Genomic DNA, 16,805 nt, shown 5'->3' with positions numbered 1-16,805 from the left:
GAAGGGGCTCGGCTCCCGCGGGTCAGTCCAGCGGGGTGTGGGGCGCGTCGGCCAGCATGCTCAGCAGATCGCGGAAGCGGGCCACCAGCTCGGCCGCGGTGGACTCGTCGAAGCGGTGGTGGTCGAACTTCAGGCTTCCGGCGAGCTGCCCGTTCGGCAGCACGTCCATCGCCCACAGGCCGCCGTCCGGGATGGCCGAGCTGACCTGCTGAGACAGCGTCCGCTGCCGGATCTCGGCGAACGCGAGGCCGCCGGCGTCCGTCCCCTCCATCGGGAACGCGGTCTGCAGTACCTCGAACGCGACGACGGCGAGGGACCCGTCGGCGAACGGCGCGAGCAGCGCGGGGCTGTCCTCGGCGATCCGGGCGAAGGGGATCTCGTGCCGGTAGGCGCCCACGCAGGCCTCGCGGGCCCGGTCCAGTACCTCGCCCAGGGTGGCGCAGCCGGTGGTGTCGATCCGGACGGGCATGAAGTTGAAGAACGGGCCGACCGCATCCATGAACCGCTCCTCGTAGCGGCCCGAGGAGAAGGTCGGGAAGACCACGTCGGTGGTACCGGTGCGCTCGCGCAGCAGCACGCCGTAGGCGGCGGCCATCACCATGAACGGCGTGCAGCGGGTGTCCCGGGCGGACCTCAGGACGGCCGAGGACAGCTGCGCGTCGAACACGAACCGGTGCACGCCGTAGGCGCTCGCCAGGTTCTCGTCACGCGGACGGTCCGAGGTGATTCCGGTGATCCGCGCTCCCTCCAGTCGCTCGCGCCAGTAGCCGCGCGCACGGTCCAGCCGCGGGCTCGCGGCGGTCTCCTGCTGCCGGCGGGCGAACTCCTGGTACTGCGCGGCCGCGTCCTGCCCGGCCTGCCCGCCCGCCGCGCGGGCCGCGTAGGCGGCGGCCAGGTCGCGCATGATCACCTGCAGCGACCAGGCGTCGGTGGAGGTGTGGTGGGTGGCCAGCACCAGGACCGCGTCGGTGGCGTCGAAGCGGCCCACCGCGGCCCGCAGGTGCGGTAGTTCGCGCACCTCGAACGGGCGGGCGTCCAGCTCGTTCAGGAACTCCTCGGCGCGCACGTCACGCGGCGCGCCGTCGCCGTCGCCCAGCTCCCGCACCTCCAGCACGACCGGCGACGGCTCCTCGATCACCTGGTGGCCGCCCTGCTCGTCGCTGCGCACCGCGGTGCGCAGCACCTCGTGGCGGACCACTACGTCGTCCAGTGCCTGCTGGAGGGCGGCGAGGTCGATCGCGCCGGTGACACGCCAGCCGCACACGAGGGTGTGGCGGTGACCGAACGCACCGTCCGTCTCGCCCTTGTCGAACGCGCGCAGGAACTCCTGGTTGTACGACAGCGGGATGCGGTCGGCGGTGGTCTCCGCCCTTGGCGGTGCGGCGGTGATGCTCACAGTGATCGAGTCCTCTCGAAGTGGCGGGGCGGTGAGCGGCGGGCGTGGCCGCCGGGTTCAGGCGGCGGTCGCCGCGGCGGCGGGGTGACGGGTCGAGGCCCGGTCGATGAAGTCCAGGCACCGCGCGCGGGAGGCCGGGCCGTAGACGACCGGCCAGCCGGCGGGGGTGTCGAGGTCTGCGGGCCACAGCGAGTGCCGGCCCAGGGTGTTGACGAGGACGACGCTGGCGCGCCCGGCGCGGCCGTCGGGGACGGTCCGGCCGGTCATCGCGCTGCCTCCACGAGTCCGTCCGCCCGGGCGAGTCCGTCCATATGGCGGTCCAGCTCGGCGACGGTCGGATGGTTCAGCACGTCACCGACGGAGATCTCATAGCCCAGCTCGGCCTCGATGCGCGAGGCCAGGCGCACGGCCTGCAGGGACTCGCCGCCGAGGGCGAAGAAATCGTCGTCCACGCCCACGCCGGGTACGCCGAGCACCCGGGAGAACAGCGCGCACAGTGCGTCCTGCCGTGCGCCGGCCGCCGGGGCGGAGTCCGCGGCCGCGCGCGGGACGGGCACGGGCAGCGCCGCGCGGTCCAGCTTGCCGTTGGCCGTCAGCGGCAGTTCGGCCAGCTCCACGAAAGCGGCGGGCACCATGTAGTCGGGCAGCACGGCCGCGACGGCCGCCCTCAGCGCCGCCTCGTCCAGGCCCGGTGTCGTGGGCACGAGGTAGGCGACCAGGCGCCGCTCGCCGCTCTCCTGCGCCTGGGCGACGACGGCGGCGTGCGCCACGCCCGGCTGTCCCGCCAGCGCGTGCTCGACCTCGGCGGGCTCCACGCGGAAGCCCCGGATCTTGACCTGGTCGCCGATACGGCCGGCGAACTCCAGGCCCCGGGGGCCGCGGCGCATGAGGTCGCCGGTGCGGTACATCCATGACCCCGGCGCGCCGGGGTCCTCGACGAATCGTTCCGCCGTCAGGTCCGGCCGCCGGTGGTAGCCGAGGGCGAGCCGGTCACCGGCGATGTACAACTCGCCGATCCCGCCGTCCGCGACCGGCCGCATCTCCTCGTCCAGCAGCCGCGCGTCGACGCTGTCCAGCGGGTGGCCGACGGGAATCACCGCCGTCGGCTCGTAGGGCGCGGTGAGGGTGGCGCAGGCGGCGAACGAGGACACCTCGGTGGCGCCGTACATGGCGCGCACAACGAGGTCCGGGCAGGCGTCGAGGACCCGCCGCACGGCCGTGGGGGAGATGACGTCCCCTCCGGTGAGGACCTCGCGCACGGGCGCGAAGCTGTACGGGGCCTCGTCGGCGAAGAGCCGGAACAGGCCGGCGGTGACGTGCAGCGCGGTGATGCCGTGCGCGGTGATGAGCCGGCGTACCGTCCGCACGTCCAGCTCGCCGGGCGGCGGCAGCACGATCTCGCCGCCGCGCAGCAGCGGGACCCACAGCTCGTAGGTGGAGACACCGAAGGCGTACGGGGCGAGGGCCAGGATCCGGCGGTGGGCCCCGCCGTCGAAGCAGGAGTCGTCGGCCAGGCCGAGGACAGCGCGGTGGGGGACCTCGACGCCCTTCGGCTCCCCGGTGGAGCCGGAGGTGTGGATGACGTAGGCCGGCGCGTCCGGCCCGGCCGGGACACGCGGATCGGTGGCGGGTGCCCCGGCCATGGCCCGGTCGTCGGCGGGCAGGATCACCTGACGGGTGCGGGGCAGCCCGCGTGCCTCGCTCGCCAGGTCGGTGAGGAGCACGGGGGAGCCGGTCCGGTCCATGATCTGCTGCATGAGGGGCAGCGGGTGGGCGCTGTGCAGCGGCAGGTAGAAGGCGCCGGCCTTGAGGGCGGCGAGGATCGCCACCACCAGGCCGGCCGAGCGTTCCATCAGCACCGCGACCGGATCCCCGGGCCCGACACCCGCTTCCAGCAGGCGGTGGGCGAGACGGTTGGCCCGCTGGTCCAGCTGACGGTAGGTCAGCCTCAGGTCACCCGCCGACACCGCCACCGCGTCCGGCGTCCGGTGCGCCTGCGCGGCGAAACGTTCGTGAATCGAGGTGGAACCCATCGTGTAGTCCAATCGCTCGTCCCTGCCGAGGGCAGCCCGCACGCAGGCGGCCTGACGGGTCAGCCGGAACGGTCACACAGGGCCGACGGGCGCTGCATCTCCTGGATTGCCGTGCGTCACAAGGGGGGTTGAGGCCTCGCCACCGGGTCGCGGCGGCCCCCGGCAACTCAGCACGGCAGAAGATGGCGCCGCATTCACGCCATGCCCATGCTGAACACGCCATCGAGACGACGCAGAGGAGTCTGTCGAGTGAATGCCAAGCGGGCCGCGGCACCGGCCCACCAGACCAAGCGTGTCGGGGGACTCGACGGTGTCCGCGCGCTGTGTGCCCTCGGAGTGGCGGCCGTCCACACGTCCTTCGCCGCCGGAGTCATGGGTGCCTACACGGTGAAGCCGGGCAACCCGGCCCTGGCCGACGTGCTGGCCGGCATGCGACCGCTGGCGCTCGGCCCCTTCTTCGTCCTGTCCGGCATGCTGCTCTACCGGCCCTTCGCCCGGTGGAGCCTCGGCGCTGCCGAGCGCCCCAAGGTCGGGCCGTTCCTCGCCAAGCGCGCGGCGCGGCTGTGGCCGGCCTACATCCTGCTCTCCCTCGTCTGCGTGTTCCTGATCAACTTCGACGCCGTGCACAGCGCCTGGTACGTGCTGCGGCCGATCCTGATGCTCCAGGTGTACGACTACACGTGGATCGCCGGCATGGACCCGGCCTGGACCGTCCCGGCCGAGATGCAGTACTACCTCGCGCTGCCCCTGCTCGCCATCCTGATGCACTGGCTGGCCCGTGGCACGGACGACCCGGTGCGCAAGGTGCGCCGCATGGCCGTCCCGCTCGTGCTCATCACCGCCGGATCCGCGGTGTGGACGTGGTACATCCACCGTCCGCAGATGGGCATCTATCCCAACGAGTACTGGTGGCCGCTGGGTGTCGGCGGAGCCTTCGCCCTCGGCATGGGGATGGCCCTCCTGCACGTCCTCGCCGAGCTGCGGCCCGACCGCAAGCCCGCCCTGTACCGCGTCGCCGCCAACCACCCGCTGCTGCTCTGGATCGCCGCGGCGGCCGTCTACGCCTACAACTGCACCCAGCCGTTCGGCCGCCCCGGCTATGGCGACTACGAGGGCGTCGGCCTCGCCCTGACCCAGTACTTCCTGCTGCTGGTCTTCTCCTACCTGATGGTGATGCCGCTCTCGATCCCCGGCGCCAAGTCCCGGGTCGTCGACGCGATCGTCGCCAACCCCGTCTCCCGCTACCTGGGCCGTATCTCCTACGGCATCTACCTGTGGCACTTCGCGATCATGTACTTCTGGTTCGGGACGGGCAGTGTCTTCGGCACCCAGCCGGCCCTGATGAACCAGCTGCGCGGCACGATCGGCTTCCCCGAGCTGATGACCGCGGTACTCGTCGGCAGCATCCTGGCGGCCACCGTGAGCCACTACCTCATCGAACGCCCGATCGTGAACGCCGTCGGCCGCTGGGCCGCCCGCAAGAACGGGATCCCGCGGACCGCCGCCACCGCGCAGGACGCCTACACCGTCGCCGGACCGCGCTGACCAGCACACGAACCGGACCACCCCGCCCCGGAGGCCCGCCGGCCTCCGGGGCTTCGCGCGCCGCCGGTACGGACGCAGCAATTTTGAAGATGCGCCGCGCCCCTCGCCGTCCGCAGGCTGGACGGGCACACGAACCCGTCATCCGCCAGCGTGGCCCGGCGCGCCCCCCATGTCTTCAGGAGAACGATGAACACAGTTCAGTCCGCCGACGGCACCCCGATCGCCTACGACCGCTCCGGCGAGGGCGAACCCCTGATCCTCATCGGCGGTTCCTTCAGCGAGCGGGCGCATCCGACCATGACGCAGCTGGCCGAGGAACTGGCCCCCCACTTCACTGTCTTCAACTACGACCGGCGCGGCCGCGGCGACAGCGGCGACGCCGCCGAGTACGCCGTGGAACGCGAGATCGAGGACCTCGCGGCGCTGATCGCCGAGGCCGGCGGCTCGGCCCGGGTGTTCGGCCTGTCGGCCGGCGGCGCCCTGGCGTTCAAGGCCGCTGCCGCGGGGGTGAACATCACGCAGATCGCCGTCTACGACCCGCCGTTCGTCGTCGATGAGACCGGCCCGCGTCCGCCCGCCGGCTTCACCGCCCGGCTCGCCGAGCTGAGCGCCGCCGGTCAGCGTTCCGAGGCCGTCGAGTTCTTCATGGTCGAGGGCATGGGGGCGCCGGCCGAGGCCGTGGCCGGCATGAAGTTCGCCCCGTTCTGGGCGGGCCTTGAGGCCCTGGCGCACACCCTCCCGTACGACACGACCATCGTCGGCGACGACTTCGCCCTGCCGACCGAGGACCTGGCCTCCGTCACCGTCCCCGTGTACGTGGTGCACGGTGGCGAGGCCGACGCGTGGCTGCGGACTTCGGCCAAGGCGGTCGCCTCGGCCCTGCCCGATGCTCGCCTGCACGCGCTGCCCGGTCAGGGCATCGCTGTCGAACCGGCCGTCCTCGCGCCCGAACTGAAGAACTTCTTCGCCAACTGAGGCCACCGGGGCCGGGCCCGGCATGACCGGCCGGGAGGCACCGCGCAGTGCCCGTGGAGCGCGGCTCCGCGGGCACTGCGGCATGCGCGCATTGAGCAATCCGGAAGATGCGCTCCCGGATGAACGCCCGGGACGATGAAACGTCCCCGCCGTGCGGCCCGCGTCGCGCCCGGCCGCGGAACGTCCCCCTGAAGGAGAGATCTCCATGCGAGCATGGCTCGAGCGAGCCGCCGGCGTGCCCGGCGGGCGTCGCGGAAAATGGCTCGTCCTCGTGACCTGGCTGATCGCGGTGATGGCGCTCGGCGCGCTCGCCGGCAAGCTCAGTGAGGTCCAGGACACCAGCGCCAACGCCTTCCTGCCTCGCGGCGCCGAGTCCGCCCGGGTCAACACGGAGCTGGAGAAGTTCCGCACCGACGACCTGACCTCCGCCGTCGTCGTCTACAGCAGCGCCGGCGCGCTGAGCGACCAGGCCCGCACCAAGGTTCAGGCCGACCGCACCGCCTTCGCGAAGGTCGCCGCCGACGGCCGGCAGGTGCCGCCCGCCGTCGAGTCCAAGGACGGCAAGGCCCTCATGGTCGTCGTCCCGCTGCCCGGCAAGGAGCAGTCGGTCGTCGCCGACAAGATCGCCGAGTTGCGCCGGATCGCCGGCGCCCACGCTCCGCCCGGGCTCAACGCCAAGGTCGGCGGCCCCGCCGGCTCGCTCGCCGACGCTTTCACCGTCTTCGACAGCCTCGACGGCACGCTGATGATGGCCACCGGCCTCATCGTCGTCGTCCTGCTGCTGCTCACCTACCGCAGCCCCGTCCTGTGGCTCTTCCCCGCGCTCGCCGTCGGCTTCGCCTCCGTGCTGACTCAGGCCGGCACCTACCTCCTGGCCAAGGGAGCGGGCCTGCAGGTCGACCCGCAGAGCTCCGGCGTGCTCATGGTCCTCGTCTTCGGCGTGGGAACCGACTACGCACTGCTGCTCATCGCCCGCTACCGCGAGGAACTGCACCTCCACACGGACCGGCACACCGCCATGCAGGCCGCCCTGCGCCGCAGCGGTCCCGCCGTCCTCGCCTCCGCGGGCACCGTCGCGATCGGACTGGCCTGCCTCTCCTTCGCCGACATCAACTCCTCGCGCTCCATGGGCATGGTCGGTGTGATCGGCGTCCTGTGCGGCTTCCTCGCGATGGTCACGATCCTGCCGGCCCTGCTTGTCATCGCCGGCCGCTGGGTGTTCTGGCCGCTCGTGCCGCGCGAGGGCACCCCCGTACGCGCCGCCCGCCCGGTGTGGGAGCGCGTCGGCCAGGCCATCGCGGCCCGGCCCCGCACCTCGTGGATCACTTCGCTGGCCGTCACCGGTGCGCTCGCCCTCGGCGCCCTGGGCCTGGACATGGGCCTCGGCCAGAGCGACTGGTTCGCGAACAAGCCGGAGTCGGTCGTCGCCCAGGAGAAGCTCTCGCAGCACTTCCCGTCCGGCTCGGCCGACCCGGCGACGATCATCGTGAAGACGCCGGACGCGGCCGAGGCCGCCCGCGCCGCCCGCGGCACCAAGGGCGTTGGTGCGGTCAGCACCGTCGGCCGTACCCCGGACGGCACCCTCACCCAGTTGGCCGCCGTCCTGCCCGGCACCCCCGACAGCGCCGCCGCCAAGCACACCGTCGAGGCCCTGCGGGACCGGGTCGACGGACTCGTCGGCGGCACCGCGGCCCAGGCCCTGGACAAGGAGAAGGCCGCCTCGCGAGACCTCGACGTCATCGTGCCGCTGGTGCTGCTCGTCGTCCTGCTCGTGCTCGTGTGGCTGCTGCGCGCGCTGGTCGCGCCGCTCGTCCTGCTGGCGACGGTCGTCGTGTCGTACTTCGCCGCCCTCGGCGCCTCGAACCTCCTGTTCGACCACGTCATGGGCTACCCCGGTGTCGACTGGACGGTACCGCTGCTGGGTTTCGTCTTCCTCGTCGCCCTCGGCATCGACTACAACATCTTCCTGATGCACCGGGTGAGGCAGGAGACCGGCCGGCACGGCCACACCAAGGGAATCCTGATCGGCCTGAGCAGCACCGGCGGGGTCATCAGCTCGGCCGGCCTGGTGCTCGCCGCGACGTTCGCCGTGTTCGCCGGACTGCCCCTGGTGGCGATGGCCCAGATGGGCTTCGTCGTCTGCATCGGCGTCCTGATCGACACCTTCCTCGTCCGCACGGTCCTGGTCCCGGCGCTCGCCCTGGACCTCGGCCCGCGCTTCTGGGCGCCGGGCCGGCTGTCCGCGAACCGGCCGGCGCCGGTGACGCGAGCGCCCGGGCCGGAGCGCCGGCCGACGCTCGAGAACGTCTGACAACGGCGCGCCGACCGTCCGTCTCCGTCCCCCGAGTCAGCAGCGCAACAAGGGAGATGGCCCCCGACCACCCGTACGCGACGATGAAGCCACGGGCTCTGGGAGGGGCCGCCGACCAAGGGAGGACATGCCGTGTTGGGTGACGGGGACGGCTCGGCCGCCAAGCTGTGGGCGATGGCGAGCCTGGGCACGCCGATGGCCGTGCGCGTGGCGGCCACGCTGCAGATCGCCGACCACATCGCCGCGGGGCGCCGCACCGCGGCCGAGCTCGCCGAGGCGGCGGGCGCGCACACCGAGGCACTCGACCGCCTGCTGCGCTACCTCGCCGTCCGGGGCGTCCTCGACCGCGACGACAACGGGCACTACGCGCTGACGCCCCTGGGTGAACCCCTGCGCGAGGGCCACTCGGCCGGCATCCGGGCCTGGTTCGACATCGACGGCGCGGGCCGCGGCGAGCTGTCGTTCGTGGAACTGCTGCACAGCGTCCGCACCGGCGAGGCCGCCTTCCCGGTCCGCTATGGACGCGAGTACTGGGAGGACCTGACCGCCGAACCCGACCGCGTCGCATCCTTCAACAAGCTGCTCGGCGCGGACGTGGCCGAACGCGCCCCGGGCGTCGTCACCGGGTTCGACTGGGGGTCCCTGGGCCATGTCGTCGACGTCGGCGGCGGCGACGGCTCGCTGCTGTCCGAGCTGCTGCGCGCCAACCCCGGCCTCCGGGGCACCGTCGTCGACCTGCCCGAGACCGCCCGCACCGCCAAGGAGCGGTTCGCCGCCGCCGGGCTGGGGGACCGCGCCGACGCCGTCGCCGGGAACTTCTTCGACCCGCTGCCCCCGGGGGCGGGCGGCTATGTGCTGTCGCTGGTTCTGCACGACTGGGACGACGAGCCCGCCGCCGCCATCCTGCGGCGCTGCGCCGAGGCGGCCGGCCCGGACGGCTCGGTCTTCGTCATCGAAACCGTCGGCTCCGGCGGCCATACCCCGCACACCGGCATGGACCTGCGCATGCTGTGTGTGTACGGCGCCAAGGAACGGGGCATCGCCGAGTTCACCGCGCTGGGCACTGCCGCCGGACTCGACGTCGTCGCCGTCCACCCCGCGGGCCCGTCCGTGATCATCGAGCTCACCGCCGCCCGATGAGCCGCCGTCCGGGCGCCACCGCGCCCACGGCCGAGGGAGCCTGGGCGGCCCTGGCGACGGTCCGCGGCCGCCAGGACCCCTACCCGCTGTACGAGGCGATCCGGTCCGAGGGCCAAGCCGTCCGGATCGGACCCGGCAAGCTCGTCGTCGTCGGCTACGAGGAGTGCGACCGCGCGCTGCGCGACACCCGCCTGCACGTCCAGGACGCCGCGCGGTACGACGCCGGCACACCGGGGTGGCGGGAGCACTCCTCGCTACGCGCCTTCACCAGCTCCATGCTGTACAGCAACCCGCCCGACCACACCCGGCTGCGCACGGTGGCCGGCTTCGCCTTCACCCCGCCGAGGATCCGCGAACTGCGCTCGGCCATCGAGGAGATGACCGAGCGGCTGCTCGACCGCATGGCCGCTCTCGGCACCGCCGGCTCGGCCGTCGACCTCATCGCCGAGTTCGCCTCCCGGCTGCCCGTCGCGGTGATCAGCACCATGCTCGGCTTCCCCGAGCAGGACCAGGTGTGGTTCCGCGAGATGGCCTCGGCCATCGCCGTGTCCACGGACGGCTTCCGCGACGCCGCCGCCCTGGAACGCGCCGACCGGGCGATGGACGAGATGACCGCCTACTTCGCACACCTCGCCGACCGGCGCCGCCGCGATCCCCACGACGACCTCGTCACCCACCTGGTGCGCACCCACGACGACGACCCCGAGCGGCTCGGACACGACGAGCTGATGGGCACCTTGATGGTGCTGCTCACGGCCGGGTTCGAGACGACGAGCTTCCTCATCGGACACGGCGCGCTGCTCGCCCTTGAGCAGCCCGTCCTCGCCGAACGGCTGCGCACGGAACCGGACTTCGTCACGGGCTACGTCGAGGAGATTCTGCGCTTCGAACCCCCCGTGCACGTCACCAGCCGCTGGGCCGCCGCCGACACCGAGCTGGCCGGCACCGCCGTGCCCGCCGGAACCCGGCTGACCCTGATCCTGGCCGCCGCCAACCGCGACGCGCGGCGCTTCGCCGACCCGGGCCGATTCGATCCGGACCGGTCCGGCAACCGGCCCCTGAGCTTCGGCGCCGGCGGCCACTTCTGCCTCGGCGCTCCGCTCGCCCGCCTGGAGGCGCAGATCGCCCTGCCCCGGTTGTTCGCCCGGTTCCCCGGCCTGGCCGCGACCGAGCCGCCCCTCTACCGCGACCGCTGGGTCGTCCGCGGCCTCGACACCTTCCCCGTCGCCGTGACCGCCTGAGCGGCACCCGCACCGGCGGACACACCCCCCCCCTTCCAGCGCCGGCCGAGCACACACCGGCGTGGCTCCGGCACCTCCTCGACGGCCCCGATCCCTTACCAGGTTGGGGGCCATCGGTCCATCCAGCATTTACGAAGATGCCTCGATCCGTGCGGAGACTTGACGATTCAAGGGAGTCAACGGGCCGAGAACGGCAGGGAATGTGCTCGCCGGAAACCGGCGCCGGCCGGATCCTTCGAAGGAGACACCTCGTGACATCACGTCTGAAGATCCTCGCCATCAACGGATCGGAGCGGGACGGCAACACCGCCGACGTCCTCCGGCACGCGGCCGCGATCGCCGAGCAGCGTGGTGTCGACTTCGAGGCCGTCGACCTGCGCAGCCTCTGGATGGAGCGGTGCGGGCCGTGCGGCGACTGCAACGACCGCCCGACCCCCTGCGCGCTGGGGGACGGGGTGCCCGGCGTCGTGCAGAAGATGATCGACGCGGACGGCATCATCTTCGCCGCACCGGTGCACGGCTTCGGCACCGCGAGCCTCATGCAGACCTTCATCGAGCGGGCCGGCGTCGGCTACCTGCGCTTCGACCGGCCGCTGAGCAACAAGGTCGCCGGCATCATCTCCGTCGCCCGCCGCTACAGCGCCGGCGAGGTGTGGGCACAGCTCACCGTCAACGCCCTGCTCAACCGGATGATCGTGGTGGGCAGCGGGTTCCCCGCCACGGTGCACGCGCTGCACCGGGGCGACGCGCTCAAGGACGACGAGGGCCTGAAGAACGTCGAGCGCCTGGTGGACCGCATGGTCGACATGATCCAGCTGCTCGACGAGCACCGCCGGCTGACCGGCCGCGACGATCTGCTGGCCAGCGGCGAGGTCAACGAACGGGTCGGACTCGCCCTGAACGAGCTGCAGGTGACGGCATGACCACCGCGCTGCAGTCCCTGCGGGCCCCCGCGCCCGGCCGGGACCTCGACGACTTCCTCGCCGTCTACCGGAACGTCAGCCGGGGCTTCTACGACGGCACCCTCACCGACGCCGCACTCGCCGGCTGGCGCCAGGAGCAGCTGACCACCGTCCTGCACCACGTCACCGAACGCTCCCCGTTCTACCGCTGTCACCTGGCGGGCGTGGACATCGACGCCGTCAGGGCCGACGACCTGTCGGCGCTGCCCTTCACCACCAAGGACGATCTGCGCCGCGAGATGTACGACGTGCTGTCGGGCCGGGTCGGCGAGGCCAGCATCTACTACGAGACCAACGGAACCACCGGCGCCGCCACACCGTGCCCGCGCGGCCCCCGGGACATCGCCACCTCCAACACGGCCGTCGAGGAGGCCTGGCGGCGGCTGCTGCGCTCCCACTTCGGCGACCGCATGCCCGTCGTCGGCCTGATGGGCCCCTCCGAGCTGTACGCGTTCGGCGACGTGTTCAGCGCTGTCACCGCCTCCCTCGGTGCCTGCCACGTCAAGATCTGGCCCGAGTCCCCCCGGGTCGGCTTCCAGAAGGCGCTGCGCCTGATCGAGGAACTGAACGTCGAGGTCGTGGTCTGCGCGCCCGCCCTGTGCCTGAGCCTCGCCAAGGCCGCGCTGCACTACGGCCACGACCTCTCCCGGCTGCCGGTGAAGCTGTTCCTGGTGCTCGGCGAGATCTGCACCCCGCAGTTCGCCGCCAACGTCTCGAGCGTCTGGCCCCAGGCCGTCGTACGCCCCGCGCTGTACGGCTCCCAGGAGGCGCTGTGCATCGCCACGGGCGCCGACGACGGCCGGCTCCACCTGTCGGCCCCCAACTACATCACCGAGCTGATCGACCCCGACACCGGCGCCGTGCTCGGCGACACCGGCGAGGGCGAACTGGTGCTCACCATGCTCGTCGACGGCATCAAGCCGCTGATCCGCTACCGCACCGGCGACCTGGTCCGCCTCACCCCCGCACCGGCCGGTGCACCGCTGCCCGGTCCCGTCGTCGAGGTCGTCGGCCGGGTCGCCGACCGCATCGCGGTCGGCGCGGCCCGCCTCCACCCCGGACAACTGGAGGCGGCGGTCCTCGACCAGGTAGGCGGCTGCCTCGGCTACCAGGTCGTCATCGACCGCGCCGGCGACGGCGGCGACGAGATCACCGTCCGCATGGACCTGCTGCCCGGGGCCGCCGACCCGGACGCCACCGCCGGCACCGTGGCCGACCGGCTGCGCACGCTCACCGGAGCCCGCGCCCGGGTCGTCATCGAGACCGAACTCGACCCGGTGACCCACACCGGTTCCTTCGTGAGCTGGAAGGCGGCCCGCGTGCTCGACCTGCGGTCGGCTCCCGACAGCGCGGCCGTCACCGCCCAGCGGGTCGCGCACCGCTACGCGATCACCACCTGAACCTTAAGGATCCCCCGATGACCGAGCCCCGCACGGCACCGGACGCGATCCGGGTGACCACCCGGACGCGCCCGATCCCCGAGGTGCCGATGCTGCCCGCCTACCGCGCCCTCGCCGGGCGCTTCGGCGCCGACGGCGTCTATCTGCTCGAATCGGCGGCGGGCCCGATCCGCGAATGCCGCTTCCAGTTCGTGGGCTTCGGCGCACTGCTTTCCGTGGCGGTCACCGACGGAGCCGTCCGCGTCGAGGGCGTCCCCGAACTGCGCGACCTCCTCATGGAACGCATCCGGCCGCTGCTCACCGAGGACGCCGACGGCACCTTGCGGCTGCGGACCTTCGCCGGCCTGTGGCCGCTGCTGCGCACCGTCCATGCGCTGTTCGACGCCCCCGGGTCGGTCTCCGGCTTCCGCTTCGGCTTCCTCGGCTACTTCGGCTACGACACCGTGCGCTACGTCGAGGACCTGCCCCACCTCATCGAGCAGCGGCCCGACCTGCCCGACGTCCAGCTCGTCCTCCACCAGGGCGTGGTCGTCCGGGACGTCGCCGAGGGCCGCACCGAACTGCTGCTGCACGACTGCGACGCCTGGCCTGCGCTGGACGAGCGGGAACTCACCGCGCTGCTCGAAGGCGCCGAGAGCGCCTGCCCCGAACCCGCGACGGACACCGTCCCCGAGGCGGACGTCAGCGACGACACCGACCCCGAGGCGTTCCGCCGCGACGTCGAACGCTGCCTGGAGCACATCGCGGTCGGCGACATCTACCAGGTGCAGATCGGCCACGAACTGACCATCCGCTCCGGCGCCGACCCCGTCGACGTCTACCAGCGGCTGCGCCGCCGCAACGCCTCCCCGTACATGTACCTGGCCAGCGTCGGCGGCCAGCGCGTCATCGGCGCGAGCCCGGAACTGTTCGTCAGGATCGAGGACGGCACCGTCACCATGCGGCCGATCGCCGGGACGCTGCCGCGCACCGGCGACGACGAGGCGGGCGCCCGGCGACTGCGCTCCGACCCCAAGGAGATCGCCGAGCACACCATGCTGGTGGATCTGTGCCGCAACGACATCGGACGGATCGCCGAGGCCGACTCCCTCGACGTCCCCGACGAGTTCGCCGTCGAACGGTACTCCCACGTCCTGCACCTGGTGTCCACGGTCTCCGGACAGGCCGAGGCGGACAAGGACGTCTACGACGCGATCGCCGCCCTGTTCCCCGCCGGCACCATGACCGGCACACCCAAGATCCGCGCCATGGAGATCATCGAGTCCGTCGAGCGCAGCCGCCGCGGCCTCTACGCCGGCGCGCTCGGCCTGATCGACGTAGGCGGCTACACCAACCTCGCGCTGTGCATCCGCACCCTCTTCCACCACGACGGCGCCTACCGCACCCGCGCCTCGGCGGGGATCGTCGCCGACTCCGCACCGGCGAGCGAGTGGCGCGAGACGCTCGCCAAGATGAGTGCCGCCCACTGGGCGGTCACCGGAAAGGAGCTGCTGTGACGCTTCCGTCCAGCGCCACGGCCACCGGCCCCGGGCCGCGACCGCGCGTCCTGGTGGTCGACGCCTTCGACAGCTTCGTCGACATCCTGCGCCAGTACCTGATGTCCGCCGGGGCCGACCCCGTCATGGTGCGCTCCGACGCCCTGCGGCTGAGCGACGTCGAGCGGCGTCGACCCGACGCGATCCTGCTCGGCCCCGGTCCCGGCCACCCCGACGACTGCGGGCACGTCGAGATCGTGAAGGCCTTCGCCGGCCGGCTGCCGCTGTTCGGCGTCTGCCTCGGCCACCAGGCGATCGGCCGTGCCTACGGAGCCCGCGTGATACCGGCGCGCCGGTTGATGCACGGGAAGGCCAGTCCCGTCGACCACGACGGACGCGGCCTGTTCGCCGGGCTGCCGGCCCGGTTCTCGGCGACCCGCTACCACTCGCTGATCGTGCCCGAGACGACCGTGCCGGCCTGCCTGGAAGTCACCGCCCGCTCCGCCGACGACGGCTATGTGATGGGGCTGCGCCACCGGACGCTGCCCATCGAGTCCGTCCAGTTCCACCCGGAGAGCTTCCGCACCGAACACGGCATGCGGATGATCACCAACTTCCTTCGCGGCGTACGGGAGTCCGCTACCGAAAAGGGCCACATCCTGGCGGCCTGAAGCGGGCGCGGAGAAGGGGGCACGGATCGAGATGCGTGTCCCGCCGCGCACATGATGGGCTCAACGGGTCGGAGTCACGCATCCCGGAGGCGACGTGGAGTACTGGAACGGCACAGCGGAGACGATGCCCCGCGAGGACCTCGAGCGGTGGCAGTGGCGCCGGCTGCGGCGCGCCCTGGACCACGCCCGGCACAGTTCACCCTTCTGGGCCGAACGGATCCCGGACGGCATCACCTCGATGGCCGACTACACCGAGCGGATGCCCCTGCTGTACAAGGCCGACCTCCTCGCCGCCCAGCAGGCGGCGCCGCCGTACGGCACCTGGCCCTCGCTCGACCCGGCGCTCGGTGTGCGCCACCACCAGACCAGCGGCACCAGCGGCAACCCCCCGGTGCGCACGTTCGACACCGAACGCGACTGGAAGTGGATCACCGACACGTTCTGCACCGCTCTCTACAACAACGGCGTGCGCAGCCACCACAAGGGCCTGGTGTCCTTCGGATACGGCCTGTTCGCCGGCTTCTGGGGCATGCACTACGCCCTGGAACGCATCGGGTGCACCGTCGTCCCGGCCGGCGGCCTGGACTCCCGCACCGTGGTCCGGCTGCTCGTCGACTACGGCATCGAGGTCCTCGGTCTCACGCCGAGCTATGCCATGCGGCTGATCGAGACGGCGGGCGAGATGGGCGTGGACCTCGCCCGCGACGCCAACGTGCAGATCATCCTGGCGGGGGCGGAACCGCGCTCGGACTTCACCACCCACACCATCGAACAGGCCTTCGGCGCCCGCATGTTCAACGCCGCGGGCACCACCGAGTTCGGCGCGGTGTTCATGTTCGAGTGCCCCTCGCGGCGCAACGCCTGCCACATCATCGAGCCCACCGTCATCGAGGAGGTACTGCACCCCGAGACGAGGCAGCCGGTGGGCTACGGCGAGGAAGGCGTCCGCGTCACCACCGGCCTGTGGCGCGAGAGCATGCAGCTCTTCCGCCACTGGACCGAGGACATCGTCGTCAAACGGCCCTACAGCGAGTGCGGTTGCGGCCGAACCTGGGACTTCCTCGACGGCGGCATCCTGCGTCGCGTCGACGACATGCGCAAGATCCGGGGCGTGTCGGTGACCCCCGTGATGATCGAGGACGTCCTGCGCTCCTTCCCCGAGGTCACCGAATTCCGCTCGTCCATCCGTACCGTGCGCGGGCTCGACACCGTCCACGTCCAGGCCGAGGCGGGCGGCATCTCGGGAGAGGCAGCGCAGGCCCTCTGCGCGCGCATCGCCGGCGAGTTCAAGCGCGAGATCGGCATCCGGCCCCAGGTGGAGCTCGCCCCGCCGGGCAGCCTGCCCCGAACCAAGTGGAAGGCGGCACGACTTCATGACGAACGACACCTCGCTCACGCCTGAGCAGCGGGACAGGCTCCTGGAGAGCTACCGCACCCTGACGGACCTCTACGGCACCTGCCGGGTTCCGTCGGTCCAGGCCGCCCTGCGCGGCGCCCTCGCCGAACTGCGCGTCGCCCTTGACGGCCAGGCGATGGAGCTGGACGACTACTACCGCCCGGCGTCGACCGCCTGGTACCAGGCCCCGCCGACCGCCCCGGACCTCGCGGCGGCCTGAGCCGGCGACGCCCCACCAGCGGCTCCCCGTGGACGCTCCC

14 protein-coding genes are annotated in these 16,805 nt (G+C 72.3%); 11 read left to right on the top strand and 3 right to left on the bottom strand.

What is annotated here, in order from left to right:
- Positions 1 to 22: 22 nt before the first annotated feature.
- From AB0G56_RS27075 to AB0G56_RS27065, 3 genes are read right to left on the bottom strand one after another with little or no spacing between them, the layout of a single operon-like run.
- Positions 23 to 1,396 carry a condensation domain-containing protein gene (locus tag AB0G56_RS27075; protein WP_360973667.1) on the bottom strand — a complete coding sequence of 458 codons (1,374 nt, stop codon included), beginning with the start codon at positions 1,394 to 1,396 and terminating at the stop codon, positions 23 to 25.
- Positions 1,397 to 1,453: 57 nt separating this feature from the next.
- Complete coding sequence (locus AB0G56_RS27070; RefSeq protein WP_360973665.1) at positions 1,454 to 1,663, bottom strand: MbtH family protein; 210 nt, start codon at positions 1,661 to 1,663, stop codon at positions 1,454 to 1,456.
- Entirely contained in the window at positions 1,660 to 3,441 is a 1,782-nt protein-coding gene (locus AB0G56_RS27065) for a non-ribosomal peptide synthetase (RefSeq protein WP_360973663.1), read from the bottom strand. Before AB0G56_RS27065 ends, AB0G56_RS27070 begins: the two co-directional genes overlap by 4 nt.
- A 237-nt stretch (positions 3,442 to 3,678) precedes the next feature.
- Here AB0G56_RS27065 and AB0G56_RS27060 point away from each other — a divergent pair, with 237 nt between their 5' ends.
- From AB0G56_RS27060 to AB0G56_RS27010, 11 genes are all read left to right on the top strand, one after another.
- Positions 3,679 to 4,974 carry an acyltransferase gene (locus AB0G56_RS27060; RefSeq protein ID WP_360973661.1) on the top strand — a complete coding sequence of 432 codons (1,296 nt, stop codon included), beginning with the start codon at positions 3,679 to 3,681 and terminating at the stop codon, positions 4,972 to 4,974.
- Between the two features lie 186 nt (positions 4,975 to 5,160).
- The gene (locus tag AB0G56_RS27055; RefSeq protein ID WP_360973659.1) at positions 5,161 to 5,949 is read left to right on the top strand and encodes an alpha/beta hydrolase; all 789 of its coding nucleotides are present in this window, start codon (positions 5,161 to 5,163) and stop codon (positions 5,947 to 5,949) included.
- 205 nt (positions 5,950 to 6,154) lie between these two features.
- Positions 6,155 to 8,260 (top strand): MMPL family transporter, encoded by a 2,106-nt coding sequence (locus tag AB0G56_RS27050; protein WP_360973657.1) that lies wholly within the window; start codon positions 6,155 to 6,157, stop codon positions 8,258 to 8,260.
- Between the two features lie 132 nt (positions 8,261 to 8,392).
- Positions 8,393 to 9,400: a methyltransferase gene (locus tag AB0G56_RS27045; protein WP_360973655.1), complete on the top strand. Its 1,008-nt coding sequence runs from the start codon at positions 8,393 to 8,395 to the stop codon at positions 9,398 to 9,400.
- Positions 9,397 to 10,641 carry a cytochrome P450 gene (locus AB0G56_RS27040; protein WP_360973653.1) on the top strand — a complete coding sequence of 415 codons (1,245 nt, stop codon included), beginning with the start codon at positions 9,397 to 9,399 and terminating at the stop codon, positions 10,639 to 10,641. The genes AB0G56_RS27045 and AB0G56_RS27040 overlap by 4 nt, the downstream gene beginning before the upstream one ends.
- A gap of 251 nt (positions 10,642 to 10,892) precedes the next feature.
- Positions 10,893 to 11,564, top strand: a complete 672-nt coding sequence (locus AB0G56_RS27035) for a flavodoxin family protein (RefSeq protein ID WP_360973651.1) — start codon at positions 10,893 to 10,895, stop codon at positions 11,562 to 11,564.
- Entirely contained in the window at positions 11,561 to 13,003 is a 1,443-nt protein-coding gene (locus tag AB0G56_RS27030; RefSeq protein WP_360973649.1) for an AMP-binding protein, read from the top strand. Before AB0G56_RS27035 ends, AB0G56_RS27030 begins: the two co-directional genes overlap by 4 nt.
- Before the next feature lie 17 nt (positions 13,004 to 13,020).
- The gene (locus AB0G56_RS27025) at positions 13,021 to 14,499 is read left to right on the top strand and encodes an anthranilate synthase component I family protein (RefSeq protein ID WP_360973647.1); all 1,479 of its coding nucleotides are present in this window, start codon (positions 13,021 to 13,023) and stop codon (positions 14,497 to 14,499) included.
- Positions 14,496 to 15,149 carry an aminodeoxychorismate/anthranilate synthase component II gene (locus tag AB0G56_RS27020; RefSeq protein WP_360973645.1) on the top strand — a complete coding sequence of 218 codons (654 nt, stop codon included), beginning with the start codon at positions 14,496 to 14,498 and terminating at the stop codon, positions 15,147 to 15,149. The genes AB0G56_RS27025 and AB0G56_RS27020 overlap by 4 nt, the downstream gene beginning before the upstream one ends.
- Before the next feature lie 94 nt (positions 15,150 to 15,243).
- Positions 15,244 to 16,551, top strand: a complete 1,308-nt coding sequence (locus AB0G56_RS27015; protein WP_360973643.1) for an AMP-binding protein — start codon at positions 15,244 to 15,246, stop codon at positions 16,549 to 16,551.
- Positions 16,523 to 16,765 carry a DUF6052 family protein gene (locus tag AB0G56_RS27010; protein WP_360973641.1) on the top strand — a complete coding sequence of 81 codons (243 nt, stop codon included), beginning with the start codon at positions 16,523 to 16,525 and terminating at the stop codon, positions 16,763 to 16,765. Before AB0G56_RS27015 ends, AB0G56_RS27010 begins: the two co-directional genes overlap by 29 nt.
- Positions 16,766 to 16,805: the final 40 nt, after the last annotated feature.

It is taken from the genome of Streptomyces sp. NPDC021356 (assembly GCF_040641015.1).
Lineage (GTDB): Bacteria > Actinomycetota > Actinomycetes > Streptomycetales > Streptomycetaceae > Streptomyces.
Note: the sequence above shows the minus strand (reverse complement) of the source record. Positions and strands in the feature narration are given on the sequence as shown.